This window comes from Antribacter gilvus, assembly GCF_003946865.1.
In the GTDB taxonomy this organism is placed as follows: Bacteria; Actinomycetota; Actinomycetes; order Actinomycetales; family Cellulomonadaceae; genus Antribacter; species Antribacter gilvus.
Window position 1 is genome coordinate 168,122 of record NZ_QXTH01000008.1, and the last position, 22,208, is coordinate 190,329.

Sequence of the window (22,208 nt, forward strand, 5' to 3'; positions counted from 1 at the left end):
GGGCCGGAACCTTGAGGTTCCGGCCCTTCGTCATGCCATCAGGTGGCGGTCATCCCGGTGAGCTGCTCGCGGATCCGCAGCCGCAGCGTCTCGGGCGCCCGCTCGTGGCAGGAGCGCTTCACGAGCTGCTTCACCAGCTCCTCGACGCTCAGCTCCGCGAGGCACGGGGAGCAGTGCGCGACGTGGGCCCGCATCCGCAGCTCGTCGTCCGGCGTCATCTCCGAGTCCAGGTACTCGTACAGGTGCCCGAGCGCGTGCTCGCACTCCGAGCTGCCCGCCGTGTCGTGCGGTATCGGTTCGACGGCCTGGCTGCCGTCCTGCTCCTGCTCGTTCACTGCCCACCTCCGGGCGCCTTGGTCGCCACAAGTCCTCGTTCGGTCGCGTAGTCGGCCAGCAGCTCACGCAGCTGCCGTCGCCCGCGGTGAAGCCGAGACATCACCGTGCCGATCGGTGTCCCCATGATCTCCGCGATCTCCTTGTAAGGGAAGCCCTCGACGTCCGCGTAGTAGACAACCATGCGGCGATCCTCGGGAAGCTCGGCGAGAGCGCGCTTCACGTCGGAGTCCGGCAGGCGGTCGAGCGCCTCGGCCTCGGCGGAGCGCAGCCCCTGCGAGGTGTGCGAGGCCGCCCGCGCGATCTGCCAGTCCTCGATCTCCTCGGCCTGGGACTGCTGCGGCTCGCGCTGCTTCTTGCGGTAGCTGTTGATAAAGGTGTTCGTGAGGATGCGGTACAGCCACGCCTTCAGGTTGGTACCCGGGCGGTACTGGTGGAACGCGGCGAAGGCCTTCGCGAAGGTCTCCTGCACGAGGTCCTCGGCATCGGCCGGGTTGCGCGTCATGCGCAGGGCCGCCGAGTAGAGCTGGTCCAGGTACTGCAGCGCGTCGCGCTCGAAGCGCACGCCACGGGCAGCGGCGTCCTCCCCTGTGGGGGAACGGTCCGTGTCCTCGTCGTCCGTGGGCGCAGGGTCCACCGGGTTCTCGGTCATCGCCGTCGAGCCTAGCCGTGCGCGCCAGGCCGCGTCCCGCGAGTCCACTGTGACGTCGCTCTTGTGCGGCGTCGGGAACGGGTCCGGCACGGAGAACAGGGGCACCGCGGGTGTCGCGACACCGGTGGTGACCGGTGCGCCGGCGGTCTGGAGAGCTGGCATCACGCCCCGTAGAACGGCGACGCGCCGCGCGACATTCCCGCGGTCGGCGCGGAAGGGCTGCGATCGGGGCCGACCTCTGCCAGGGTGGTGGGCATGCTGCTGCGACACATGGCGAGGCCGATGCTGGCCTCCTGGTACGTCTACGACGGGGTCCAGGCCGCGCGGAACCCCCACGAGCACGTGCGCGCCGCGCGGGAGGGGTCGGACCTGGTGACGCAGGCGCTCGGCGGTCCGCCGCTCAGCGAGAAGCAGGTCGTCGCTGCCGTGCGGGTCCACGGCGCCGCCACCGCGTTCTTCGGGCTGCTCCTCGGCCTCGGCAAGGCGCCACGCCTGTCCGCCGTGGCGTTGGCGCTGCTGACCGTACCGCTGGCCGTCGTGAACCAGCCGTTCACCGCCCCGAAGCACGAGCGGACGGCCCGGACGGAGCGGTTCGCCCGGAATCTCGGGGCCATCGGGGCGGCCCTCATCGCGGGCGCCGACCTCGAGGGCCGGCCCGGCGTCTCGTGGCGCGTGGCGAACGCGCGGGCGACGCGGGCGGCGGCCCGCTCCGCAAAGGACGCGCAGAAGGCGGTCAAGGGGGCCCTGAAGGGGGACTGAGCGGTCGGCCACGATAACCTCGGCACATGACGGACACGCCGACGACCACCGCCCCCGCCTGGGAAGCCCCCCTCGCGGGCGGCACGCTGGACGCGAGCGTCGACGTGCCCGGCAGCAAGTCGCTGACCAACCGCCTCCTCGTGCTCGCCGCCCTGGCCGACGGGCCGGGTGCGCTGCAGGGTGCGCTGCGCAGCCGCGACACCGACCTGATGATCGGCGCCCTGCGCGCGCTCGGCGCCTCCGTCGAGGTGGGCGACCTGCCCAGCACCCTGCACGTCACGCCAGGGCCGCTCCGCGGTGACACGGCCGTGGACTGCGGGCTGGCGGGCACCGTCATGCGCTTCCTCCCGCCCGTCGCGGCGCTGGCCGACGGGCCCGTGCGGTTCGACGGCGACCCCTCGGCCCGGGTCCGCCCCATGCGCCCGGTGCTGTCGGCCCTGAACGTGCTCGACGTCCCGGTGCACGACGAGAGCGGCGACCCGGTACCCGGTCACCTGCCCTTCACGATCGTGGGCCGGGGTCACGTGCGCGGCGGCTCCGTGGACGTGGACGCCTCGCAGTCGTCACAGTTCGTCTCCGGCCTGCTGCTCGCCGCCGCCCGGTTCGACCAGGGACTCACCCTGCGCCACGTGGGCACCACCCTCCCGAGCCTGCCGCACATCGAGATGACCGTGGAGACCCTTCGCGCCGCGGGCGTCACCGTGGACGACAGCCGGGACGGCATCTGGCAGGTCGCGCCCGGCCCGGTCCGGGCCGGCACGACCCGGGTCGAGCCGGACCTGTCGAACGCCGCCCCGTTCCTCGCCGCCGCCCTCGTGGCCGGCGGCACCGTGCGGGTCCCCGGCTGGCCCGCCTCGACCACCCAGCCGGGCGCCATGGTTCCGGACCTGCTCACCCGGATGGGGGGCACCGCCTCGCTCGACGGGGACGTGCTGTCGGTGACCGGCACCGGCGAGATCCACGGCATCGACGTCGACCTCCGCGCCGGCGGCGAGCTCGCACCCACCTTCGCCGCTCTCGCGGCGCTGGCCGACTCGCCCACCCGGCTCCGCGGGATCGCGCACCTCCGGGGTCACGAGACCGACCGCCTGGCGGCCCTGGCGCGCGAGATCACGCGGCTCGGCGGGCAGTGCGAGGAGACCCGCGACGGGCTGGTCATCACCCCGCGGCCGCTGCACGGAGACCTCTTCCGCACGTACGCCGACCACCGCATGGCCACCTCCGCGGCCCTCCTCGGCCTCCGTGTGGCGGGCCTCCGGGTCGAGGACGTCGACACGACCGCGAAGACCCTGCCCGGCTTCACCGGGATGTGGCTCGGCATGCTCGCCGGGACCGGTTCCTCCGAGTGACGGCCTCCTGATGGCACGAGCACGCGACGAGTCCGACTTCCGGTCCCGTCCCTCGAAGCACGGCTCCCGCCCGCGGACCAAGCAGCGCCCGGAGCACGCGGACGCCGCCACGGGGATGGTCACCGGCGTGGACAGGGGCCGGTATACGCTCCTCGTCGACGACCACGCGACGCTCGCCATGAAGGCGCGCGAGCTGGGTCGCACGCGGGTCGTCGTGGGCGACCTCGTCGACGTCGTCGGGGACGTCTCGGGCGAGGAAGGCTCCCTCGGGCGCATCGTCCGCATCCAGGAGCGCACCTCGACCCTGCGACGCACCGCAGACGACACCGACCCGTACGAGCGGATCGTCGTCGCCAACGCGCACCAGCTCGTGATCGTCACAGCCCTCGCTCAGCCCGAGCCACGCACGGGCATGATCGACCGTTGCGTCGTCGCCGCGTACGACGCGGGCATGGACGTGCTCCTGTGCCTCACCAAGGCGGACCTGGCCTCGCCCGACGTGCTCCGCGACCTCTACGAGCCCCTCGGCGTCCAGGTCGTGGTCACGGAGCGGCTGTCCGACGACGGGGCCGCCCTGGGAGACCGGGTGAACCTCTCCCCCGCCTCCGTGGAGGAGGTCCGCGGGCTGCTCCGCGGGCGCACCTCCGTGCTCGTGGGGCACTCCGGCGTGGGCAAGTCCACGCTGATCAACGCGCTCGTGCCCGACGCGCGCCGGGCGATCGGCGTGGTGAACGACGTGACCGGCCGCGGGCGTCACACGTCGACGTCGGCCGTCGCCCTGCCGCTGCCCGTCGCACCCGGCGCGGAGGAGCAGGACGGCTGGGTGATCGACACCCCGGGCGTCCGGTCGTTCGGGCTCGCGCACGTGGAGGTCCCGCACCTCCTGCGTGCCTTCGAGGACCTCGACGAGGTCGCGGAGGCGTGCCCACGGGGCTGCACCCACCTCGAAGACTCCCCGGACTGCGCGCTCGACGACTGGGTCAAGGCCTCACCGGACGAGGAGACGAAGCGGGTCCGGCAGGCTCGCCTCGGCTCGTTCCGCCGGCTGCTGGGGTCCCGCACCGGCTCGGACTTCTGACCGCCTCAGGCCACCTCGAAGCCGAACAGCTGGACCTCCCAGGGATCCACGGCGTGCTCCTCGCCCTCACCCTCGAGGGAGAAGCCGAAGAGCTCCAGGAGCGCGCGCTCGCCGAGCGCGAGCGGGTGGAACGGGAGGGGGTACGGGGGGCTGTCCGGCGACCACGGCGAGGCCGGGTGCTCCCCGGCCCAGTACGGCTCCTCGAACGGCAGGCGATCGCCCAGGTCCTCGAGGACCCCGTCGTCGGGCGCGAGGCTGAGCGACCGGACCAGGACGCCGTCCTCCCAGACCGCGAAGGCGAACCAGTCGACGACGCTGTGCATGGCGTGCAGCACCAGGCGCCGGCCCGCGCTCGCCGCGACCAGGTGCTCCGGGAGCTGGGAGGGCCGGTCGATCATGAGGGCTTGGTCGCACAGCACGTCGACGGTGGGCGCCGAGAGCGCACAGGCCCGGCCCTCGGGCGGGAACACGGCGTCGGCGAGCTCCCACGGCTCCTCGCCGTCAGGCCGGATCTGGTGCGACGGGTGCAGCAGGGTCAGGAGCTCGGCCGCGCTCTCCTCGTCGGCATAGCCGGCCGCGGAGCCGAGCGCTTCGGCGACACCACCGTCCGCGTACACCAGCATCGCCGTCTTCGCGCCCATCTCCACCCTCGCTTCGTCCGGACTGCCCAGTATGCGCGGTCAGGCCTCGGGCTGCAGGAACATCCAGCGGTGGCCCTCCACGTCCTCGGCGCGGTAGAGCCGGCCGTGGGGAGAGTCCTCGATCCCCGACAGGAGGCCCGCTCCCGCCGCCCGCGCGCGCTCCAGATGGGCGTCCACGTCCCGGACCTCGACCAGGACGCCGTCGATCACCCAGGGGGTCGACAACCACACGTCCGACGCCGGACAGCGCGCCCGGTGCGCCGTGGGACCTTCGTAGGACGCCAGCTCGGCCAGCAGGAGCCGGCCGTCGCCGGCGAGGAGCTCGCCGTGGGACAGCCGCCCGTCGTCGTCCAGCCAGCGGACCGCCTCGACGAAGCCGAACGCCTCGATGAGCCAGTCCATCGCGGTGGCGCCGTGGGCGTAGGTGAGCATCGGGATCACTGTGGGGTGCGACATGGGACCTCCTCGCCTCTTCGAACAAGTGTACTAACTTGTTCGAACGCGCGCGAGGGGTGCGCCGGGTCGGGCGTCCGTGGCCCGGATGAATCTTCAAGACAAAAGATGTAAACCGCCCACCCGGCCCTGTCCTGCACCCGCGGAGCGTCCCGTCCGGCTACCGTGTGGCCCGTGCCCGCCGTGACGAAGATCAGCTATGACGACGACCTGCGCCTCGCGCACGTGATCGCCGACCAGGTCGACTCCCTGACCATGGCGCGCTTCAAGGCGCTCGACCTCCATGTCGAGAACAAGTCCGACGACTCCCCCGTGAGTGACGCGGACCGCGCCGCCGAGCAGTTCATCCGCGGGCAGCTGGCCCGCGCCCGGACGCGCGACGCGATCGTCGGGGAGGAGTACGGGTCGGCCGGGAACGGCGCCCGCCGCTGGATCATCGACCCGATCGACGGCACCAAGAACTTCGTGCGCGGGGTGCCCGTCTGGGCCACCCTCATCGCCCTCGCCGACGGCGACGAGGTCGTGATGGGCCTGGTCAGCGCACCGGCCCTGGGCAAGCGCTGGTGGGCCGCCAAGGGCTCGGGCGCCTGGACCGGCAAGTCGCTCCACGCGGCGTCGCGCCTGTCCGTCTCGAGCGTGGACAAGCTCGGCGAGGCCTCGTTCAGCTACGCCTCGCTCTCGGGCTGGGAGGAGCGGGGGAAGCTGGACGGCTTCCTCGACCTCACCCGCGCCTGCTGGCGCACCCGCGGCTACGGCGACTTCTGGTCGTACATGCTCGTGGCAGAGGGCTCGGTCGACGTCGCCGCGGAGCCGGAGCTCGAGGTCTACGACATGGCCGCGCTCGTGCCGATCGTCATCGAGGCCGGGGGCCGGTTCACGTCGCTCGACGGCGCGTCGGGCCCGTGGGGTGGCAACGCCGTCGCCACCAACGGCCCGCTGCACGACGAGGTGCTGGGCTACCTCGGCTGACCGCTGCAGCGTTGGGGCCGGCGCGGCCGGGGGTCAGGCGCGCGGGACCTCGTGGACCTCGCTCCAGTCGTACCAGAGCAGGTCGCGGTCGGTGACGCGCTGCAGCGCCTCGTCGAGCGCCGTCTCCGACTCCGCCGCCACCTGACCGGCCTCCTCCGCGTCGTTCTCCTCGTCGGCGGCGGCCAGGACGGCCGCCACGTCGCCCGCTGCGACCGGCTCGTCCACGTGCAGCGCCAGGATCGCGAGGTCCGCTACCTCGCGGGTGACCTCCACCGCGGAGGGCGCGACGGCGTCGTCGTCCACCTCGCCCGCCTCCGGGACGCTCAGGACGCCGTCGGGCACCTCGACGGTGACCACCACACGCTGCAGGGGCACGTCCGGGCGGGCGGCGATCAGGGCGAGGGAGTCGGACGCGGCCTCGAGCGCCGCGATGTACTCGAGCCCCTCCTCGTCCTCGTCGGGGAAGGCCTCGGCGAGCGCGGGCGTCACGGCGTGCGCCCCGCGCGGGGCGAGGGTCCAGCGAGCGGCCGAGTCGGTGACGACTGCCGAGTCCAGCTCGTCGAGCGTGGCGGGCACGTAGATGCGCATGGGGCCAGTCTGCCGGGTCACGCGCCCGGGCGCGCCACCTCGGCCCCCGCGAGCGCCCGCACGCGGTCGGCGAGGGCGAGCAGCGCGGCCCGCGCGGGCGAGGCGGGCGCCGCCTCCGCGAGCACCTGCCCGTTCAGCAGCGACGCGTCGAGCCCGGCGGGATCGTCGGGCACGAGGTGCACGTCGGCCACACCGGCGTAGCGCGCCAGGGCGTCGCGTACCGCGACCTCCGGGCGGGGCCCGGCCGCCGACGCGCGTACCCGGTTGGCGACGACGACCTGCGCCGCGGACACCGGGACCACCGCCTCCCGCAGGCTCTCCAGCCCCCGGACGAGGCGTTGCAGGCCGACCGGGTCGGCCGCGCCCACGACGACCACGACGTCCGCCGCGGCCAGCGCACTGAGGGTGGCGGCGTTGCGCTGCGGCGCGTGCGTGTCGTACATCAGCAGCTCGTCGGCCTCCAGGAGGGGGCCGCAGTCCACCACCGTCCAGGCCGCGACGCCGCGGGCCCTCTCCCAGACCACCTCGAGGGAGCTCGACGGGAGCTCGGGCCAGCGCGACGCGCGCGTGATGCCGGTCAGGACGCGCAGCCCCGGCAGCACCGCGGGGCTGTGCCGCGCGAGGACGGTGAGGTCGAGGACGCCTTGCCCCGCCGCGCGGGCAGCGGCCGCCAGCCCGGGCGCGTCGTCGAGCAGCCCGAGCCGGGTCGCGACCGAGGCGGCGTAGGTGTCCGCGTCGACGAGCAGGACGGGGTCCCCCGTCCGGCGGCGCCGGTGCGGGCCGTGGCCGGGCTGCCCACGGCCGGGCCGACGGCGGAACGGGGTCGCTCGTGGCGACGGCACCTCGGGCCCGACTCCCGCGAGAGCCGCGGCGAGCTCGACCGCGACCGTCGTGCGGCCGGGCGACCCGACGGGACCCCAGACCGCCACGAGGGCACCCGGCTGGGACCCTGCGCGGGAAAGGACGGGCGCCTGCGCCTGCAGGGCGTCGCGCGCCCATGGCGACTCGGCGCGGACCGCCGCGAGCAGGCTCTCCGGATCGGCGGGTCCCGCGGCCACGACGGCGTCGACCCCGAGCGACCCCAGCCACCCCGCCGGCGCGGAGGGGTCGTCGAGGACCACCACGCGGGCGCCCGAGCGGTGCAGGCGGCCCACCGCCTCGCGGTCGAGGCCCGGCACGTCCGCGGAGACCACGGCGACCCGCCCCGCGCCTGCCTCGGCAGCGGCGAGGAGCTCGGTGAGGTCGGCACACCGGCGGGTCACCGACACTCCCGCACCGGCCGCACCGAGGGCGGTGACCACCGCGGCCTCCTCGGCGCCCCGGACGGCGCACAGCACCGTCACGACACGGGTGTCGGTCATGCGCCGGTGCCCGCCGCCGGGACCACCGCGAGGGTCCCCCCGCCGGACCCGGCCGTTCCCGCGTCGGCGAGGGCCGTGAGCACGGCGGGCAGCACGTCCGCCGGGACGAGGGCGTGCAGCGTGGAGGAGCCGGCGACGACGAGGGCGCCCTCCGGCGCGTCCACCTGCTCCACGACGACCTGCCCCGCCAGCAGGCGGGGCTCCGGGCGCGCCACGCCCTCCGCCACGGGCGCCGCGGGGACGAACCACAGGTCGACGACCGCACCCGGGCGGATCCGGTCCGAGAGGCCCGACCCGACCGGCACGGCGACCGACCTCAGGTCCGACCCTGCCGCGTCGCCGAGCGCCGACCGGGGTACGAGCTCGCCGTCCAGGACGGTGCGGACCGCGACGAGCCCGTCCGGGAGCGGACGGTCCGCACGCAGGTAGCGGTCGAGGTTCGTCGAGAGCCGGACGTCGACGGTGCGGAGCGCGTCGGCCTGGACCGGCTCGCCCGCGGTGAGCGCGCCGGAGGCGACATAGACAGGTACCGTATGTCCTGCAGAGGAGACGGCCCACGAGCCGAGAGCCACGGAGAGCGCGACGATCACCACGCCCACCGTGAGCCGCGGGTCCCGCCACGACGGGCGCCGCAGGCGCGGTGCCGACGGCTCGGGCAGGGGCGCATGGGCGGCAGCCGAGGACATGCTCGGGCCGGCAGGCTGGCCGGGAGCCGCTGACGCGGTGGGCGCGAAGGTCATCAATGGCTCCTGGGACTCGGCGGATGTCGCACCCATCATGCGCGAACACCATCGATCCGGCACCAGATGAACTCTTCCTGTGGATAACCGCCCTATGTCACCCCCTCGTGCCACACTGGGGACATGGAAAGGCGATTCCTCTCTCTGGCCGACGTGGTCGAGACCCTGAACATCTCCATGGCCCAGGGCTACGCCCTGGTCCGTAGCGGCGACCTCCCCGCCATCCAGGTGGGGCCCAAGAAGGTCTGGCGCATCGAGGCCAAGGAGCTCGAGGCGTACATCGAGCGCATGTACGCCAAGAGCCGCGAGCGCATCAAGGACCCGGCGCCGCTCGACAGCTGAACCGGACGACCGAGGGCCGTGCACCGTCTTGCGACGGTGCACGGCCCTTGTCGCGTCCTTGGGGAGCGGGAGCTCAGGACACCTCGCTCACGCACAGCAGGGCGCCGAACGGAACGAGGCGGGCTCCGCCCGGCCGGGTCAGGTCGTCCACGTCGAGATGGTCGCGACCCACACGCCCGATGCGGCCGGCGACCCGACCGCCCAGCGTGCGGACCAGCACGAACGACCGTCCGCGCTGCAGAGCCCGTAGCACCGGCCCCAGGCCCGCGCCGTCCCGGCGGGACCCGGGAGCGGCGTGCCGGCCCAGCCCGCTCACCCCCGTGACGGCCCGCAGCGGGACCAGGTGCTGGGCGGGCCCGGCCGGTGCGGCGCCCTGCAGAAGGACCCACTCGTCCGCGGCCTCCCGCACCGTGCCGCGGACCGGCTCGCCGTCGAGCAGGTCGACCACGACGGCGACGCCGATGCCCGCGCGGAACCTGTCGGCCACGGTGATCGTGGCGTGCTCGGCGCGCGTCAGCTCGGAGACGAGCGCGTCCGCCTCGGCGACGTCCTGCGCCGCGGCCTGCGCCTCGAGGTCACCGAAGAGGAGCTCCCACCGGGTGGGAGAGCCGCCGTGGGGATCGCGGGGGAAGGGCGCAGAGAGCGTCATGCCCCCACCTTTCACTATCCACAGACATCCCGCTCTCCTGTCGACACCAGCGCGCCACCGGGTTTGAATATCCCGTACCACCGGTCACCAAAACGCATTAGACGGTTGATTGCCGCACGCACCATCACCATGCCAGGGGGAAACGTATGTCCGTGCTCAGGAGCGTCCGTCCGCAGGCCGCACGCCAGATCGGTCTGCTGACCGCCCTCGCCGCCGGGCTCGGGCTCGCCGCCGGGCTGCTCGCGGCACGGGCTGCCGAGACGGCGCCGGTGCTCGTTCCCGCGCTGCGAGCAGGTGCGGCGCGGTCCGCGGCGGACGCCGGTTCGGCGGCGTCCGTCGAGACGGTCCTGGCCGCCCTGGTCGAGCTGCTGGTGGTCACCTCCGGAGCAGGGCTCGCCGCATGGGTGTCGGGGCACGCCCTCGTCGCCCTCGGGTGCGTGGTTGCCGCCGCCGCCGGGCGGCGCTGGGTAGCGGGCGAGCACCTCGTGGCGTGGTGCGCCCCGGCGGTCGTACGCCGTCTGACGCAGGCCGCCGCCGGAGCGGGGCTGGGGCTCGTCCTCGCCGCGCCCGCAGCACTGGCGCTCCCTGCGGTCGGGCCGGAAGGCGGCGCACCGGTACCCGACGGCGGAGTGGCCGCCGTCGAACCCGCACAGGTGCTGGACCTGGGCTGGCGGGTGGCGCCCGAGCCGCCGGCCGGGCTCCGTGCGGAGCTGACCGACCGCAGCCTGCCCGCAGGCGGCGGGCGCTCGGCGACCGTCGTGGTGGTCCCGGGAGACACCCTCTGGGACCTCGCGGAGGAACACCTCGGCGGAGAGCCGGGAGCGGCCGACGTGGTTCGCGCGGTCACGGGCTGGCATGCCGAGAACGTGGTCGAGATCGGGCCGGACCCGGACCTCCTCCGGCCCGGCGCGGTCCTGCGCATCCCCCAGGGCTGACCGCCCGCACCTCCGCCCGTCCGACTCCCGCCCCACACTCCCGGAGCCGTCATGACCGCGACCGCCGACGCCATGCCCCTCACCACAGCCCTCCCGGCCGCCACCGCCGCCACGGCCCCGGCCCGCGCGCTCCGGACCCAGCCGGTCCCGGGCCCGAGCCCTCGCCCGACGCCACGCCCTGCCCCACGCCCGGGCGAGGCGGTGCAGCCAGGGCGGGCGGCCGGCGTCGGGCAGCGGGTACGGAAGGTCCAGCTCGGCGGGACGCAGCGTCCCGGCCTCCGCGAGGCGGAGGCCGTGCTCAAGTCCCTCGAAGGCCGGCCGACGCCGGACGAGGCCCCTCCCCTGCCTGACCCGACGCAGCTGGTGTGCCGAGTGGTGCGGGCCGCCGTGGAGGTGCTGCGCGGCGACCGCCCCGCCGCGCAGCTGGCCCGCTGGGTGACGCCTCAGGTCTACGACCAGCTCCTCGAGCGCGGCCGCCTCATGCGGAAGGTCCTGCCGCCGGGGTCCGCCGGGCACCCGGCGACCGTCCGGCGGGTACGGCTCGAGCTGGTGGAGGGCGGCACGGCGGCCGAGGCCACGGTCATCCTGCAGGACGCCGGGCGGGTGCGCGCCGCGGCCGTCCGGCTGGAGGCGCACCGGGGCGCGTGGCGGGTGGCCTGCCTGGAGATCGGGTGAGGTCAGCCGAGCCAGGCGACCACGAGGTCGGCGTCGTCCCGGGTGTCCGTGACGAGGTCCGCGTTGCGCTGGTCCGAGCCGTGCGCCCACTCCCGGGCCTGCGGGAGCGGCTTGCCGAACGCGTGGTGGCGGGCCACCAGCCGCTCCAGGCGGAGCCCCTCGGGCACGTCGAGGTACCAGACCTCGGCGAGGTGGGCACGGGCGCGGGGCCAGGCTCCCGTCCGCGCCAGCAGGTAGTTGCCCTCCGTGACCACGAGGGGCACCTCCGAGGGGACCTCCACGCCGGCGGTGACGGGCTCCTCGAGGTCGCGCCGGAAGTCGGGCGCGTAGACGGGTGGGTCTCCGGGCCGAGCCTCCGCGAGCCGGGCGAGCAGGCCCGCATAGCCGGCGTCGTCGAACGTGTCGATGGCGCCCTTGCGGTCCCGGCTCCCGTGTCGCTCCAGGACGGCGTTGGACAGGTGGAACCCGTCCATCCCCGCGACGACCGCGTGCTGCGGGCCGAGCGCACCGACGAGAGCGAGCGCCAGCGTCGACTTTCCTGCCCCGGGCGGGCCGGTGATCCCGAGGACGCGGCGCTCCCCCGGGACCGCGAGGGCGGCGGCGCGCTCGACGAGCTGTTCGGTGGTCAGGGGCTGGGCAGGCGTCACGGCGCGACCGTACCGCCGGGGAGGTGGGCGAGCCAGGACCGCGGTCCCACGTGGACCACCCGGGCGGACGCGATTGCCGACGCGAAGCGGCAGGCTGCGGGGAGGTCCTCGCCGCGCGCGAGGGCGACGGCGAGCGCCCCGTGGAACGCGTCGCCGGCACCGAGCGTGTCCCGCACCTCGACGACCGCGACCGGCTCCGTCCCGTGCGCGCGGTCTCCGTCCCACCACTCCACGGGGTCCGGGCCGTGGGTCACGACGAGGGCGCGCGGACCGCGCGCCGCGCCCGGCGTCGCCGCCTGCGCCCCCTGCGCCCCCTGCACCGCCTGCACCGCCTGCGCCGCCTGCACCGCCTGCGCCGCCTGCGCCGCCTGCGCCGCCTGCGCCGCCTGCGCGCGCACGGTGCCGGGTACGGCCCCTGGTACAGCCCCCGCCCGGGCGCGCGTGCCGCCGTCGGGCAACGCGACCGGGACGTCCGGCGGGACGGCGAAGTCGGCCGAGCAGGCCGCGACGTCCGCGGCGGGAAGGAGCTCGGCGAAGACGGGCCGCCAGCGGCCGGCGTCGAGGACCACGCGAGGGCGCGGCGTGAGCCCGTCCGCGAACGCCAGGACGGCGCGTGCGAGTGCCGGGTGGTGCCCGTCGAGGAGGACCACGTCCGGGCGCGGCAGCGCCGCGAGCTGGTCCGGCGTCGGTTCGGGCTCGTCGCCGCAGGACTTCACGAGGGCCCCGTCGGGCGAGACCACCGAACGGTCGCCGGTGGCGTCGTCGACCAGGACCGCCGAGACGGCGAGGGGGAAGGTGGGCTCGGGCGCGGTGTCGAGCACCTGGACGCCGTGGGCCTCGAGGTCCCCACGGGCGGCGCCGCCCACGGGTCCGGTCCCGATGGCGCTGATCAGGACTGCGCGCATGCCCAGCGCGGCGGCGGTGACCGCGGCGTTGGCGGCGGGACCGCCCGCGGCGACGTCCTGCCGGAGGGCGGTGATCTTCTCGTTGGGCCCAGGGCGCCGAACGGCGCGGTGGAGCACATCGAGCGTGGTCAGGCCCGCAAACCAGCAGGTCAGGGCGTGCTCCGGGGGTCTCCCGGGGAGTTCGTCCGACATGTACTGAGGCTACGTCAATGTGGTACTTGGTCACCTCTCGGAACGGCCGGGCGGCGGAGTGTCAGCGACCCCTCGTACCGTGGGTCCATGGCAACGACGACCTGGCGTGAGGTCCTGGCGGCTCAGCTCGACTTCTACTGGGAGGTCCATCTCTGGCCCCGGCTCGAGGGCCTCACCGACGAGGAGTACCTGTGGGAGCCGGTCGACGGGTCGTGGAGCCTCCGGCCCGGCCCGGACGGGGCGCCCGTGCTGGAGCACGTGGCCGTCGAGCCGCCCATCCCGCCGGTCACCACCTTCGCCTGGCGAGCGGCCCACGTGGGCCGCGACGTGCTCGGCAAGCGGGCACGGGCGGTCTTCGGGCACACGGAGGCGCCGCCGGACGCCGACATGTACGACGACCGGCACTGGCCCGAGCCCCTGCCCCTCACGGCGGCCGGCGCCCTCGCGATGCTCCAGCAGGGGTACACGGAGTGGCGGGACGGCGTGGCGGCGCTGGACGACGAGGCGCTCCTGCGGCCCATCGGCCCTGTGGGCGGGCCGTACGCCGAGGACACGGTCGCGGCGCTCGTCGCGCACATCAACCGCGAGGTCATGGCCCACGGCGCCGAGCTGTGCCTCCTGCGCGACCTCTACCGCGCGTACCGCGACCGGCAGGACCCCCTCGTCGCGGCAGCCCTGGCGGGACGGGCCGACGACGTGGCGCGCGCCCTCGCCGGCGGGGCGACGGGACGGCCGTCGCTCGTCCGGGAGGTCGCCGGCCTGCAGCACTGGGACGTGCTGCGGCTGCTGGTGGAGAACGGCCACGATCCGTCGCAGGGCTCGCCGTCGGCCCTGCACTACGCCGCCGCGGCGGGAGCGTCCGACGCTGTGCGGGTCCTGCTCGCCCACGGCGCCGACCGCACGGCGACCGATCCGGAGTGGGGCCTGCCGCCCTCGGGCTGGGCGCGGTTCTTCGGGCACCACGAGGTGGAGCAGCTGCTGACCGAGCCTGTGGACAACTGAGAGCAAGAACCATCCACGAGGTCCATGCTGGATCACATGACTGATACCAGCCCTATCCGGCCCGGCGAGCCACTGATCGACGACCAGGCCCTTCTCGCCCTCGCGGAGTTCCTGCACCGCGGCGCCGACCCGCGGGACCGCACGCTCTGGTTCGTCATGCTCGACGAGCGGCGGCCGCTCCCGTTTCTCGTGCCCGTCGACGGGCTGCCGGTCGAGCCGTCGGACGTGCTGCTCACGAGCATGGGAGGCCGGTGGGAGGACGTCCTGCGGGAGCAGTCGGCAGACAGTCTCCTCTTCGTGCTGGAGCGCCCCGGCGCGGAGACCGTGGGTGAGAGCGACCGCGCCTGGCTCGCCGCGCTGCAGGACGAGGCGGACGAGCACGACCTCCGGGTCTGCGGGTTCTTCCTCGCTACGGAGGCAGGGGTACGCCCGCTCGCGCCCGACGACTGGGTGCCGTGAGCACGAGCGGGCGGCCGGTGGGTCAGTAGGTGCGCTCGACGTACACGCGCAGGGTGTCGCGCACGAACCGCGCGCCCTCCCCGCCGCCGTAGTTGGCGCCGAACCGGGGGTCCGCCACGTAGAGGTCGCCGAGCCCGAGGAGGTACTCAGCCGTGGGGCGCGCGGTCTCGGCACCCGGTGTCCCAGGCACCCCGCCGAGCCAGTCGGCGTGCTTCGCCGCGATGGCCTGCGCCTCGTCGCTCGCGGGGTCCAGCCCGGCCTCAGCACCGGCGACCCACTCGGCGTTGAGCGCCTTCACCCGCTCGAGCCATTCGCGCTGGCCCTCCTTGCCGAGCCTGCGCCACCAGGCGTCACCCGAGGCGTAGGCCTCACGGCCCCAGCGCTGCTCCACCTCCTCCTTGTACTGCGTGTGGTCGAAGCCGTCGAGCATGTCGGCCGCCATGATGTCCTCCTCCTCGTCCAGTGCGGTGATGGTCCGTTCGACCGACGCGATCTGCCGGCCGATCCGCTCCTGCTCGGCCCGCAACCAGTCACGGTGCGTGGTGAGCGCCCGCTTCTCGTCGGCCTGTGCGTGGAGCACGCCGGCGATGGCGCCCAGGCCGAGCCCGAGCTCGCGGAGCAGCAGGATGCGCTGCAGCCGGACGAGCGCGTCGCGGTCGTAGTACCGCAGCCCGCCCGAGCCCACCCGGGTGGGCGGAAGCAGGCCGACGGCGTCGTAGTGGCGCAGCGTCCTGCTGGTGGTGCCGGTGAGCCGCGCGATCTCCTGGATGGACCAGTCCATGTCGTCCACGGTACGAGTTGACGTTGCGTCAACCGCAAGGGGTCAACCGCGAGGGGGTGCGAACTCCTCGGCGAGGATCGCGTACACCCCTGTGTCGGCCCAGTCCCCCTTGAACCAGAGGTCGCGCACGAAGTGCGCCTCCTCACGCAGCCCGAGCCGGCGGCACATCGCGACCGAGGCGTCGTTGCGCGGATCGAGCTCGGCGACGACACGATGCAGGCCCAAGACCCCGAACGCGAGCCCCAGCACCGCCCGCGCCGCCTCGGTGGCGTAGCCGCTCCCGTGGTGGTCGGGGTGGAACGTCCATCCGATCTCGCCCGTCCGGTTGGGCACGCTCTTGAGCTGGAAGTACACGTCGCCGAGGAACGCCCCGTCGGACCGTCGCTCCACCGCGATCTGCAGGTAGTCGCCGGTGCGCTCCAGCCGGTCGTGCGCGACGTAGTCGGCGACCATCTCGGCGACACGGGCATGGTCACGCGGTTCGAACAGGAGGTACCGGCAGACGTCCTCACGTGACTGGTAGGCGTGCACCGAGTCGACGTCGGACTCCCGCATCGGCCGCAGGCTCAGCCGCGCGGTCGTGATCGGCCCGGAGAAGGCGAAGGGGTTCTCGAGGCCGGGCTCGTCCATGACCTGACGGTAGCGCCCCGCGGCGTGCTCGTCTCCGCCATGCTGTGCCTGTGAGCGCCACGTACCTGAGCAGCCTCTTCTCCCTCGACGGCCTCTCCGCGCTGGTGACCGGCGGGAGCTCCGGCATCGGGCGGGCCATCGCCCTGGCCCTCGCCCGGGCGGGCGCGCGCGTGGTCGTGGTGGGCCGCGACGAGGAGAGGCTCAGCGCGACCGCCGCCGAGACCGGCGGCGCCTGGGTCGCGGCGGACCTTGGCGCGCCCGACGGCGTCCAGCGGGTCTCCGACGGCGTCGTGGCCGCCATGGGCGAGCCTGACATCCTGGTGAACGCGGCCGGGGTGAACCTGCGCCCGCCGCTCGGCGAGACCACCGACGAGGTGCTCGACGAGACCCTCGCCGTGAACCTCGTGGCCCCGTTCGCGCTGGGCCGTCGCTTCGGGCCGGGGATGGCGGAGCGCGGGTACGGGCGGATCGTCAACGTGAGCTCGCAGCAGGCGCACCGGGCCTTCGTCACGAGCGGCGTCTACGGGATGTCGAAGGGCGGGCTGGAGGCGCTGACCCGGTCCCAGGCGGAGGCGTGGTCGGCGCAGGGTGTCACAGCGAACGCCCTCGTCCCCGGCTTCGTCCTCACGCGGATGAACACGCGGCTCGCCGCTGACCCCGAGCAGGTCGCCCGGCTCGCGGCTCGGACCCTCGTCGGTCGCAACGGCCAGCCGGACGACTTCGCCGGCGCCGCCGTGTTCCTGGCGAGCCGCGCGTCGGCGTACGTGACGGGGCAGTCGATCGCCGTGGACGGCGGCTTCTCGGTCCACTGAGGGGGCGTGTCGGTGGCTGGTGCCACGATGAGCCCATGATCGATCACGTGAGCATCAACTGCGCCGACCTCGACCGCGCCAAGGCGTTCTACGACGCCGTGCTCGGCACGCTGGGCTACACGCGGCAGCTCGAGTACCCGGAGGCGGTGGGGTACGGCCCGGAGGGCGAGCCCGATTTCTGGCTGTCGCGGTTCGACGGCATGGGTCCCAACCGGGAGATCCACGTCGCCTTCCGCGCCGCCGACGCGGCCGCCGTCCGGGCCTTCTACGAGACGGCGCTGTCGCTCGGCGCGGAGTCCCTGCACGAGCCGCGCGTGTGGCCCGAGTACCACGAGCGCTACTACGGGGCGTTCGTGCGCGACCCGGACGGCAACAACATCGAGGCGATGATCCACACGTACCAGGGCGAGGGCTGACCGCCGGCCGGATGTCGGTGGCGACCGCTAGGTTTCGACGCATGTTCATCGAGGCAGGCGGGGCCAGCGTCCACTACGTCGAGCACGGCGCGGCGGTGGGCGCCCCCACCGCGGTCTTCCTGCACGGCTTCCCGGTGGACCACCACATCATGACCGGCCCGTTCGAGCCGGTTTTCGCCCGGCGGCCGGGCTGGCGCCGCCTCTACCTCGACCTGCCGGGCATGGGAGCGACGGCCGCTCCGCCGGACCTCACCAGCACCGACGACATCTTCGCGATCGTCCGGGCAACCATCGACGCCCTGGTTCCCGGCCGGTACGTCGTGGTCGGCGAGTCCTACGGCGGGTACCTCGCGCGCGGCCTGGCGGCGGCCGAGCCGGACCGGGTCGAGGGCGTCGCGCTGCTGTGCCCCATGATCGTCGTCGAGCACGGGCAGCGGGACCTGCCGCCGCACCGCGTCCTCGTGCGCGACCCGGAGCTCCTCGCTCTGGTCGGCGAGGAGGCGCTCGACGCGGACGACGTGGGCGTGGTCCAGACGCCAGCCACCTGGCGGCGCACGCTCGACGAGGTGGTCCCCGGCCTCAACGCCGCGGACGCCGACGCCACCCAGCGGGTGCGCGCCAGGTGGGCGGGGACGTTCCCCCTGGAGCCCCGCCCGTACGACTCGCCCACCCTGCTCCTGGTCGGGCGCCAGGACTCCGCGACCGGGTACCGGGACGCCTGGCAGATCCTGGAGCACTACTCGCGCGCCACCTTCGCGGTGCTGGACCGCGCGGGGCACAACCTGCAGATCGAGCAGCCGGGCCTCTTCGAGGCCCTCGTGGACGAGTGGCTGGACCGCGTCGAAGAGTCCCGTTCCGCCGTCGGATAAGGTCACCGCCATGACGACGCAGGTGTATGCAATCTGGCAGAAGCTGAAGGACAAGCCGCTCGGCAAGAGGGTCTTCGGCATCGCGTTCGGCCTGAAGGCGCCGTATTTCAGGACGATCCACGCCCGCTACATCGACATCCGTCCCAACTACGCCGAGGTCGTCGTGCCGAAGCGCTGGTCCGTGCACAACCACCTCGGCACGGTCCACGCCATCGCGGTGTGCAACGGGCTGGAGGCCGCGATGGGCGTGCTCGCCGAGGCGACCGTGCCTGCGAACAAGCGGTGGATCCCCAAGGGCATGGACGTGGCATACACGGCCAAATCCACCAGCGACATCACCTGCACGGCGGAGACCGACCCCGAGCAGTGGACGGCGGACGAGCCCGACCTCCCCGTCCGCGTCACGGCTCGGCGGGCCGACGGCGTGGTGGTCGCCGAGGGCGTCATCCGGCTGTGGGTGACGGAGAAGCCGCAGCGCTGACCGCGGCGTAAGGAACCGCTGGGCTCGCGACATGTCATAGACGACAGGCGAGGACGGGGGGTGGTGTGGTGGATCGCGTGACGGCACGTTTCGTCGGCCTCTTCGAGGCCGAGTACCCGCGGGTGCATGCCTACCTCGCCCGGCGGCTGCCGGACCGGTCTGCGGCGGAAGACCTCGCGAGCGAGGTCTTCGGGATCGCCTGGCAGCGAACGATGGCCGACGGCGTCCCGAGCCCCGCGTGGCTCTTCGTCACGGCCCGCAACCTCCTGGCGAACCATCGGCGCAAGTCAGCGCGACGGGAGGAGATCGAGGCGGCGGTCCCGACCGGTGTGCCGGCCGACGACGACACGGCCGACCGGGTCCTGCTCGTCCTGGAGAGCCTCCGCCCCGACCACCGCGAGGTGCTTCGCCTGCGCTACTGGGACGAGCTGTCGGGCCACGAGGCCGCCCAGGTGCTCGACTGTTCCGAGGGGGCGGTCTGGGTCCGGCTCCATCGTGCGCGGCGCGCCTTCTCGGCAGCCTGGGACCTTCCTGTCTCCTCACGGCACCACCCGCACAGCACGGCGACAGGTCGAGGAGGAACGTGATGCGCCGTATCCGAGGACTGATCGCCTCCGCCGACCCGTTGCGCGACACCGCGCCGCTCGCACCGAGCGGCCGGGCACGAGCCGAGCTGGCGCACCACCTGAGCGAAGGAGCAACCATGTCGGAACTCCGGGAGCGCAAGGGCGGCCTGGCCGTCTGGGTCACTGCCGCTGGTGCGGTCGCCGCCGCGGCGGTCATCGCAGCCGTCCTGCTCAACGGTGCCGACCCGGCCCCGCCGTCGGCGGACGAACCGTACTACGCGACTTCCGAGGCCCTCGAGGGGGCGGCGGACACGATCGTCCGCGGGTCGGTGGTCTCCTCCGAGCCCGGGGAGCTGGAGGGTCTGACCGTGTCGCTCGCCGGCGTCGAGGTGAAGGAGTTCGTCGGTTCCGAACCCGGCCCGACGATCGTCGTCGCACACACCCCGGCGGGGTCAGGACCCGAGACCGTCGCGCTGGACCCGGGGCACGAGTACGTCCTTCTCCTCGACAGCATGCCCGACGGGAGGTACAGCCTCGTCAACACCACCCAGGGCGCGGTCCCCGTGGTCGACGGCCGGCTCGCGGAGGACTCTCTGCTGTCGGTGGCCGCACGGGACGCGCTGGGCGTCGGCTGACGGGCGGACGCCACCATCTCATCGAGGCAATGCGATTGCCGACAGCTCTCCTTCTGACGTTCCGTAGCGGGAGTTGTAACTGTCGAGAACAGCGACTTCAAGCACGTCGACATCAACGTCCTCGGCGCGGCGCGGAGAGGGTTTGCCAGGCGAGTTCTCGTAGAAAAACACCACGACATCGAGGTCGATGTCTTGCTTGAGCCTGTGGCCCACGAGAGTTGCGAGGAGGACGCGGGAGATTGCCGGGTAGGGCGTGAACTCCGGGTTGGCGAGCCAATCCCTCAGTTCGACTTCGGGGACGCTGAACCTGACGCCCACGCCGGCCAGCGCGCGGAGGCTGTCTTCGACGAGCAAAGGTTGCTCCACGGCCTCGGGCGCTTGGCCTGCGACCGGGAATGGCCCTCGCCAGATCCGGTCTGATTGTTCACGGAAGAAGAAGTCGAAGCCGCGTTGGTCATGGCGACGTGCGATCAGCTCGAGGTTGCCATTCTCGCTGGTGCCAAACCGACCTTGAATCATCGAGACGTCGTCGTAGAGCGACTCGCCAAACTTGGCCCCGAACGACCATCCACTGTCAAGCTTAGGAGTGTCGCCGTGGTCGCCGTTGTCGCGCCAAAAGTGGAGGAGCCCTCCCTCTTTGGCGGGAGCTACCACCTCAAGGTTGCCATACTCGGCGTCGTCGCCGAAGAATCCACCGATCTCGCCGATCTCGTCCAGGCCGTAGTCGGCCTGAACGATGGTTGGGCGACCGCGAAATGGGCGCAACTCATGCCCGAGCGGTGTGGGAAGGGTCAGAGACGTGGCGTCGATCCACCGCTGCGTGGTGCCTTCGCCGGGCCCGCCTCGCGTGTAAGACCATTCGAGAATGCTCACGGCTCCCTCGGTAGATCCCCCACAGACAAGGATGTCTCCCGACACTATGTCGAACTCGACACTCTCCCGCATTTCCTTCCATCCGGCGGACGTGGTGATGTTCCTGAGGGTTGTCAGCGCCAATCCCAGCCCGACAAAATCGCTGTCTCGCAGGATGGCGGTCGAGATGGAGCTGAACAGCGGAGGACTGCTGATGTGTTCCCATCCGTTCGGCAACGTGGACCCCGAACCGAAAGGACCAGGTGCGTCATCGTTGCGGCGGCGGAACATGTTGAACCCACCACCTTCGGAGGGGATCACAACGAAGAACTCGCTCGGACCGTGCGCCTCAAGATCGAAGAAAAAGTCCCCTGCCTTGAAGCGTGCGCCAGAATAGGCAAGCGCCGGGACACCATGAGCGCGAGCAACGACCGTATCGGCCCGGCTCCATCTGAACATTCCCCCATTCTCGCGCCACCAATGCTCCGCGTCCCCGTTCTCGGCTACCGCGACCACCTCGAGGTTGCCAAGTCGAGCGTCGAAGGCGCGAAAGTCTGACTCGATGACCGACGCCCCCTGATACCGGCCCGTGCCGAACAGGGTCGGTCCGTGCCACGCTTTGGACGGGTCGTCATTGTCCCGCCAGAAGTGAGCTAGCCCGCCATCCGGCCAGGGAATAACCACTTCGAAGTTCCCGCTCTCGCCCGCGCGGCTCATTATCAGCGATCCGCCGCATGGAGAGCTCTTGGGGCGCTCCGGGTAGTCGAGGTCTGGCATCGATGCTCCCCCCTTTGACCCGAGTTGGGCCGTTTAGTGCGCGGGGTGGATGAGGTCGAGTGCGGCTGCGACCCGCCTTGGGCTGCCGCCGCTGGCCTGTGACCTGCGCCTGCCAGGTAGGGAGCCCCGTGAGGCGACTCGTGATACACGAGTTCATCTCAGCTCCACGCGTGTTGCGTCGCTTCCTTGACCTCCCGTCCGGTCGCGCCGAGGACCACTCTCGCCGCCGGGGAGACGACTCCGAAATTCACCCCTGGATGAATTGCCCGAATTCACCCGCCCACCCCGTCCCGGCTCGCCGTCGTCCCCCTCCCTCCTGGTGCGGGGGCGCAGATCGAGAAGGGGTACAGACATGCCGTTCATTCGCTATGTCCGTGTCGCCGAACCCGGGACGGACAACGAGCACGTGGTCGAGGTCCGGCACTCGGCCATCACCACGGGACCGCTGAGGTCGGAGTCGATCGATGCGATCCACACAGCGATCCGGAGGGGCACGCCGTTCCGGACGTTCAACGAGCGCAACCACAACCAGCGGGACGTCGCGGCGAGGATCACGCCCACGGGTGCCCGGTATATCGCCGCCATCGACGGCGGCCGGGAGACGGACGACCTCCTGCGGCTCCCGCGGTACTGAGGCCACGGCCCGGCCGGGCCGCCACC

General features: G+C 73.1%; 29 protein-coding genes. 16 read left to right on the forward strand and 13 right to left on the reverse strand.

All coding sequences use genetic code 11. The features are described from left to right. Nucleotides 1–38: 38 nt before the first annotated feature. Both rsrA and D1350_RS14910 read right to left on the reverse strand, forming a co-directional pair. A complete protein-coding gene (gene rsrA, locus D1350_RS14905) occupies nt 39–335 on the reverse strand; it encodes a mycothiol system anti-sigma-R factor (RefSeq protein WP_125776817.1) in 297 nt (98 codons plus the stop codon). Then, on the reverse strand, nt 332–1,147 hold the full coding sequence (locus tag D1350_RS14910) for a sigma-70 family RNA polymerase sigma factor (protein ID WP_276313754.1): 816 nt from the start codon (nt 1,145–1,147) through the stop codon (nt 332–334). Before D1350_RS14910 ends, rsrA begins: the two co-directional genes overlap by 4 nt. A gap of 93 nt (nt 1,148–1,240) precedes the next feature. Here D1350_RS14910 and D1350_RS14915 point away from each other — a divergent pair, with 93 nt between their 5' ends. Genes D1350_RS14915 through rsgA form a run of 3 tightly spaced genes read left to right on the forward strand, consistent with a single transcriptional unit; the run spans nt 1,241 to nt 4,171 of the window. Continuing rightward, entirely contained in the window at nt 1,241–1,744 is a 504-nt protein-coding gene (locus D1350_RS14915) for a DoxX family membrane protein (protein WP_125776818.1), read from the forward strand. A 26-nt stretch (nt 1,745–1,770) separates the two neighbouring features. Next, entirely contained in the window at nt 1,771–3,093 is a 1,323-nt protein-coding gene (gene aroA, locus D1350_RS14920) for a 3-phosphoshikimate 1-carboxyvinyltransferase (protein WP_125776819.1), read from the forward strand. Nucleotides 3,094–3,103: 10 nt separating this feature from the next. After that, complete coding sequence (rsgA, locus tag D1350_RS14925; protein ID WP_125776820.1) at nt 3,104–4,171, forward strand: ribosome small subunit-dependent GTPase A; 1,068 nt, start codon at nt 3,104–3,106, stop codon at nt 4,169–4,171. A 5-nt stretch (nt 4,172–4,176) separates the two neighbouring features. Here rsgA and D1350_RS14930 read toward each other — a convergent pair whose 3' ends face one another. Together D1350_RS14930 and D1350_RS14935 are read right to left on the reverse strand one after the other, a co-directional pair. Then, entirely contained in the window at nt 4,177–4,812 is a 636-nt protein-coding gene (locus tag D1350_RS14930; RefSeq protein WP_206074554.1) for a DUF6928 family protein, read from the reverse strand. Nucleotides 4,813–4,851: 39 nt separating this feature from the next. Beyond that, nucleotides 4,852–5,268, reverse strand: a complete 417-nt coding sequence (locus D1350_RS14935; protein ID WP_125776821.1) for a VOC family protein — start codon at nt 5,266–5,268, stop codon at nt 4,852–4,854. 171 nt (nt 5,269–5,439) lie between these two features. Between D1350_RS14935 and hisN the strand changes: the two genes are divergently transcribed. Then, nucleotides 5,440–6,234, forward strand: a complete 795-nt coding sequence (gene hisN / locus D1350_RS14940) for a histidinol-phosphatase (protein ID WP_420807816.1) — start codon at nt 5,440–5,442, stop codon at nt 6,232–6,234. 33 nt (nt 6,235–6,267) lie between these two features. Here hisN and D1350_RS14945 read toward each other — a convergent pair whose 3' ends face one another. From D1350_RS14945 to D1350_RS14955, 3 genes are read right to left on the reverse strand one after another with little or no spacing between them, the layout of a single operon-like run. Then, nucleotides 6,268–6,822, reverse strand: coding sequence for a DUF6912 family protein (locus D1350_RS14945; protein ID WP_125776822.1), 555 nt, complete (start codon nt 6,820–6,822; stop codon nt 6,268–6,270). Between the two features lie 17 nt (nt 6,823–6,839). After that, the gene (locus tag D1350_RS14950; protein WP_125776823.1) at nt 6,840–8,183 is read right to left on the reverse strand and encodes a CpaE/TadZ family protein; all 1,344 of its coding nucleotides are present in this window, start codon (nt 8,181–8,183) and stop codon (nt 6,840–6,842) included. Further along, nucleotides 8,180–8,923: a CpaB family protein gene (locus D1350_RS14955; RefSeq protein WP_338068179.1), complete on the reverse strand. Its 744-nt coding sequence runs from the start codon at nt 8,921–8,923 to the stop codon at nt 8,180–8,182. The genes D1350_RS14950 and D1350_RS14955 overlap by 4 nt, the downstream gene beginning before the upstream one ends. A gap of 123 nt (nt 8,924–9,046) precedes the next feature. Between D1350_RS14955 and D1350_RS14960 the strand changes: the two genes are divergently transcribed. After that, complete coding sequence (locus D1350_RS14960) at nt 9,047–9,265, forward strand: helix-turn-helix transcriptional regulator (protein WP_125776824.1); 219 nt, start codon at nt 9,047–9,049, stop codon at nt 9,263–9,265. 73 nt (nt 9,266–9,338) lie between these two features. Here the strand turns inward: D1350_RS14960 and D1350_RS14965 are convergent, their stop codons facing one another. Beyond that, nucleotides 9,339–9,914 carry a hypothetical protein gene (locus tag D1350_RS14965; RefSeq protein ID WP_125776825.1) on the reverse strand — a complete coding sequence of 192 codons (576 nt, stop codon included), beginning with the start codon at nt 9,912–9,914 and terminating at the stop codon, nt 9,339–9,341. Nucleotides 9,915–10,060: 146 nt separating this feature from the next. On the opposite strand from D1350_RS14965, the gene D1350_RS14970 reads away from it, so the two are divergent. Together D1350_RS14970 and D1350_RS14975 are read left to right on the forward strand one after the other, a co-directional pair. Further along, nucleotides 10,061–10,849, forward strand: coding sequence for a LysM peptidoglycan-binding domain-containing protein (locus D1350_RS14970; RefSeq protein WP_164545176.1), 789 nt, complete (start codon nt 10,061–10,063; stop codon nt 10,847–10,849). A gap of 51 nt (nt 10,850–10,900) precedes the next feature. Continuing rightward, on the forward strand, nt 10,901–11,524 hold the full coding sequence (locus tag D1350_RS14975) for an Rv3235 family protein (protein WP_240644119.1): 624 nt from the start codon (nt 10,901–10,903) through the stop codon (nt 11,522–11,524). Between the two features lie 2 nt (nt 11,525–11,526). On the opposite strand, the gene D1350_RS14980 is transcribed toward D1350_RS14975, so the two are convergent. Further along, on the reverse strand, nt 11,527–12,171 hold the full coding sequence (locus tag D1350_RS14980) for a nucleoside/nucleotide kinase family protein (protein ID WP_240644120.1): 645 nt from the start codon (nt 12,169–12,171) through the stop codon (nt 11,527–11,529). Next, entirely contained in the window at nt 12,168–13,268 is a 1,101-nt protein-coding gene (locus D1350_RS14985; RefSeq protein WP_125776827.1) for a PfkB family carbohydrate kinase, read from the reverse strand. The genes D1350_RS14980 and D1350_RS14985 overlap by 4 nt, the downstream gene beginning before the upstream one ends. Before the next feature lie 87 nt (nt 13,269–13,355). On the opposite strand from D1350_RS14985, the gene D1350_RS23780 reads away from it, so the two are divergent. Both D1350_RS23780 and D1350_RS14995 read left to right on the forward strand, forming a co-directional pair. After that, a complete protein-coding gene (locus D1350_RS23780; protein WP_164545177.1) occupies nt 13,356–14,270 on the forward strand; it encodes a DinB family protein in 915 nt (304 codons plus the stop codon). 36 nt (nt 14,271–14,306) lie between these two features. Further along, on the forward strand, nt 14,307–14,729 hold the full coding sequence (locus D1350_RS14995; RefSeq protein WP_125776828.1) for a hypothetical protein: 423 nt from the start codon (nt 14,307–14,309) through the stop codon (nt 14,727–14,729). A 22-nt stretch (nt 14,730–14,751) separates the two neighbouring features. Here D1350_RS14995 and D1350_RS15000 read toward each other — a convergent pair whose 3' ends face one another. Both D1350_RS15000 and D1350_RS15005 read right to left on the reverse strand, forming a co-directional pair. Then, nucleotides 14,752–15,510 carry a MerR family transcriptional regulator gene (locus tag D1350_RS15000; RefSeq protein ID WP_125776829.1) on the reverse strand — a complete coding sequence of 253 codons (759 nt, stop codon included), beginning with the start codon at nt 15,508–15,510 and terminating at the stop codon, nt 14,752–14,754. 42 nt (nt 15,511–15,552) lie between these two features. Beyond that, a complete protein-coding gene (locus D1350_RS15005; protein ID WP_125776830.1) occupies nt 15,553–16,140 on the reverse strand; it encodes a GNAT family N-acetyltransferase in 588 nt (195 codons plus the stop codon). A 50-nt stretch (nt 16,141–16,190) separates the two neighbouring features. Between D1350_RS15005 and D1350_RS15010 the strand changes: the two genes are divergently transcribed. From D1350_RS15010 to D1350_RS15035, 6 genes are all read left to right on the forward strand, one after another. Continuing rightward, entirely contained in the window at nt 16,191–16,952 is a 762-nt protein-coding gene (locus D1350_RS15010; RefSeq protein WP_125776831.1) for an SDR family NAD(P)-dependent oxidoreductase, read from the forward strand. 35 nt (nt 16,953–16,987) lie between these two features. Beyond that, the gene (locus D1350_RS15015; RefSeq protein WP_125776832.1) at nt 16,988–17,368 is read left to right on the forward strand and encodes a VOC family protein; all 381 of its coding nucleotides are present in this window, start codon (nt 16,988–16,990) and stop codon (nt 17,366–17,368) included. Nucleotides 17,369–17,409: 41 nt separating this feature from the next. Further along, nucleotides 17,410–18,237 carry an alpha/beta fold hydrolase gene (locus D1350_RS15020; protein WP_125776833.1) on the forward strand — a complete coding sequence of 276 codons (828 nt, stop codon included), beginning with the start codon at nt 17,410–17,412 and terminating at the stop codon, nt 18,235–18,237. A 10-nt stretch (nt 18,238–18,247) separates the two neighbouring features. Further along, nucleotides 18,248–18,718 carry a hotdog fold domain-containing protein gene (locus tag D1350_RS15025; protein ID WP_125776834.1) on the forward strand — a complete coding sequence of 157 codons (471 nt, stop codon included), beginning with the start codon at nt 18,248–18,250 and terminating at the stop codon, nt 18,716–18,718. Nucleotides 18,719–18,795: 77 nt separating this feature from the next. Further along, nucleotides 18,796–19,305, forward strand: a complete 510-nt coding sequence (locus tag D1350_RS15030) for an RNA polymerase sigma factor (RefSeq protein WP_206074555.1) — start codon at nt 18,796–18,798, stop codon at nt 19,303–19,305. Beyond that, nucleotides 19,305–19,919, forward strand: coding sequence for a hypothetical protein (locus D1350_RS15035; RefSeq protein WP_125776836.1), 615 nt, complete (start codon nt 19,305–19,307; stop codon nt 19,917–19,919). The genes D1350_RS15030 and D1350_RS15035 overlap by 1 nt, the downstream gene beginning before the upstream one ends. Nucleotides 19,920–19,937: 18 nt before the next feature. Here the strand turns inward: D1350_RS15035 and D1350_RS15040 are convergent, their stop codons facing one another. Then, entirely contained in the window at nt 19,938–21,548 is a 1,611-nt protein-coding gene (locus D1350_RS15040) for a hypothetical protein (RefSeq protein ID WP_125776837.1), read from the reverse strand. Nucleotides 21,549–21,900: 352 nt separating this feature from the next. Between D1350_RS15040 and D1350_RS15045 the strand changes: the two genes are divergently transcribed. Next, the gene (locus tag D1350_RS15045) at nt 21,901–22,182 is read left to right on the forward strand and encodes a DUF3892 domain-containing protein (RefSeq protein ID WP_125776838.1); all 282 of its coding nucleotides are present in this window, start codon (nt 21,901–21,903) and stop codon (nt 22,180–22,182) included. Nucleotides 22,183–22,208: the final 26 nt, after the last annotated feature.

Bases quoted from the DNA above. Each gene is read 5' to 3' on its own strand.
- D1350_RS14910 (WP_276313754.1), bottom strand. From the start codon at position 1,147: ATGCCAGCTCTCCAGACCGCCGGCGCACCGGTCACCACCGGTGTCGCG.
- D1350_RS14915 (WP_125776818.1), top strand. From the start codon at position 1,241: ATGCTGCTGCGACACATGGCGAGGCCGATGCTGGCCTCCTGGTACGTC.
- aroA (WP_125776819.1), top strand. From the start codon at position 1,771: ATGACGGACACGCCGACGACCACCGCCCCCGCCTGGGAAGCCCCCCTC.
- rsgA (WP_125776820.1), top strand. From the start codon at position 3,104: ATGGCACGAGCACGCGACGAGTCCGACTTCCGGTCCCGTCCCTCGAAG.
- D1350_RS14930 (WP_206074554.1), bottom strand. From the start codon at position 4,812: ATGGGCGCGAAGACGGCGATGCTGGTGTACGCGGACGGTGGTGTCGCC.
- D1350_RS14935 (WP_125776821.1), bottom strand. From the start codon at position 5,268: ATGTCGCACCCCACAGTGATCCCGATGCTCACCTACGCCCACGGCGCC.
- D1350_RS14945 (WP_125776822.1), bottom strand. From the start codon at position 6,822: ATGCGCATCTACGTGCCCGCCACGCTCGACGAGCTGGACTCGGCAGTC.
- D1350_RS14950 (WP_125776823.1), bottom strand. From the start codon at position 8,183: ATGACCGACACCCGTGTCGTGACGGTGCTGTGCGCCGTCCGGGGCGCC.
- D1350_RS14955 (WP_338068179.1), bottom strand. From the start codon at position 8,923: ATGACCTTCGCGCCCACCGCGTCAGCGGCTCCCGGCCAGCCTGCCGGC.
- D1350_RS14960 (WP_125776824.1), top strand. From the start codon at position 9,047: ATGGAAAGGCGATTCCTCTCTCTGGCCGACGTGGTCGAGACCCTGAAC.
- D1350_RS14965 (WP_125776825.1), bottom strand. From the start codon at position 9,914: ATGACGCTCTCTGCGCCCTTCCCCCGCGATCCCCACGGCGGCTCTCCC.
- D1350_RS14970 (WP_164545176.1), top strand. From the start codon at position 10,061: ATGTCCGTGCTCAGGAGCGTCCGTCCGCAGGCCGCACGCCAGATCGGT.
- D1350_RS14975 (WP_240644119.1), top strand. From the start codon at position 10,901: ATGACCGCGACCGCCGACGCCATGCCCCTCACCACAGCCCTCCCGGCC.
- D1350_RS14985 (WP_125776827.1), bottom strand. From the start codon at position 13,268: ATGTCGGACGAACTCCCCGGGAGACCCCCGGAGCACGCCCTGACCTGC.
- D1350_RS23780 (WP_164545177.1), top strand. From the start codon at position 13,356: ATGGCAACGACGACCTGGCGTGAGGTCCTGGCGGCTCAGCTCGACTTC.
- D1350_RS14995 (WP_125776828.1), top strand. From the start codon at position 14,307: ATGACTGATACCAGCCCTATCCGGCCCGGCGAGCCACTGATCGACGAC.
- D1350_RS15000 (WP_125776829.1), bottom strand. From the start codon at position 15,510: ATGGACTGGTCCATCCAGGAGATCGCGCGGCTCACCGGCACCACCAGC.
- D1350_RS15005 (WP_125776830.1), bottom strand. From the start codon at position 16,140: ATGGACGAGCCCGGCCTCGAGAACCCCTTCGCCTTCTCCGGGCCGATC.
- D1350_RS15015 (WP_125776832.1), top strand. From the start codon at position 16,988: ATGATCGATCACGTGAGCATCAACTGCGCCGACCTCGACCGCGCCAAG.
- D1350_RS15020 (WP_125776833.1), top strand. From the start codon at position 17,410: ATGTTCATCGAGGCAGGCGGGGCCAGCGTCCACTACGTCGAGCACGGC.
- D1350_RS15025 (WP_125776834.1), top strand. From the start codon at position 18,248: ATGACGACGCAGGTGTATGCAATCTGGCAGAAGCTGAAGGACAAGCCG.
- D1350_RS15035 (WP_125776836.1), top strand. From the start codon at position 19,305: ATGCGCCGTATCCGAGGACTGATCGCCTCCGCCGACCCGTTGCGCGAC.
- D1350_RS15040 (WP_125776837.1), bottom strand. From the start codon at position 21,548: ATGCCAGACCTCGACTACCCGGAGCGCCCCAAGAGCTCTCCATGCGGC.
- D1350_RS15045 (WP_125776838.1), top strand. From the start codon at position 21,901: ATGCCGTTCATTCGCTATGTCCGTGTCGCCGAACCCGGGACGGACAAC.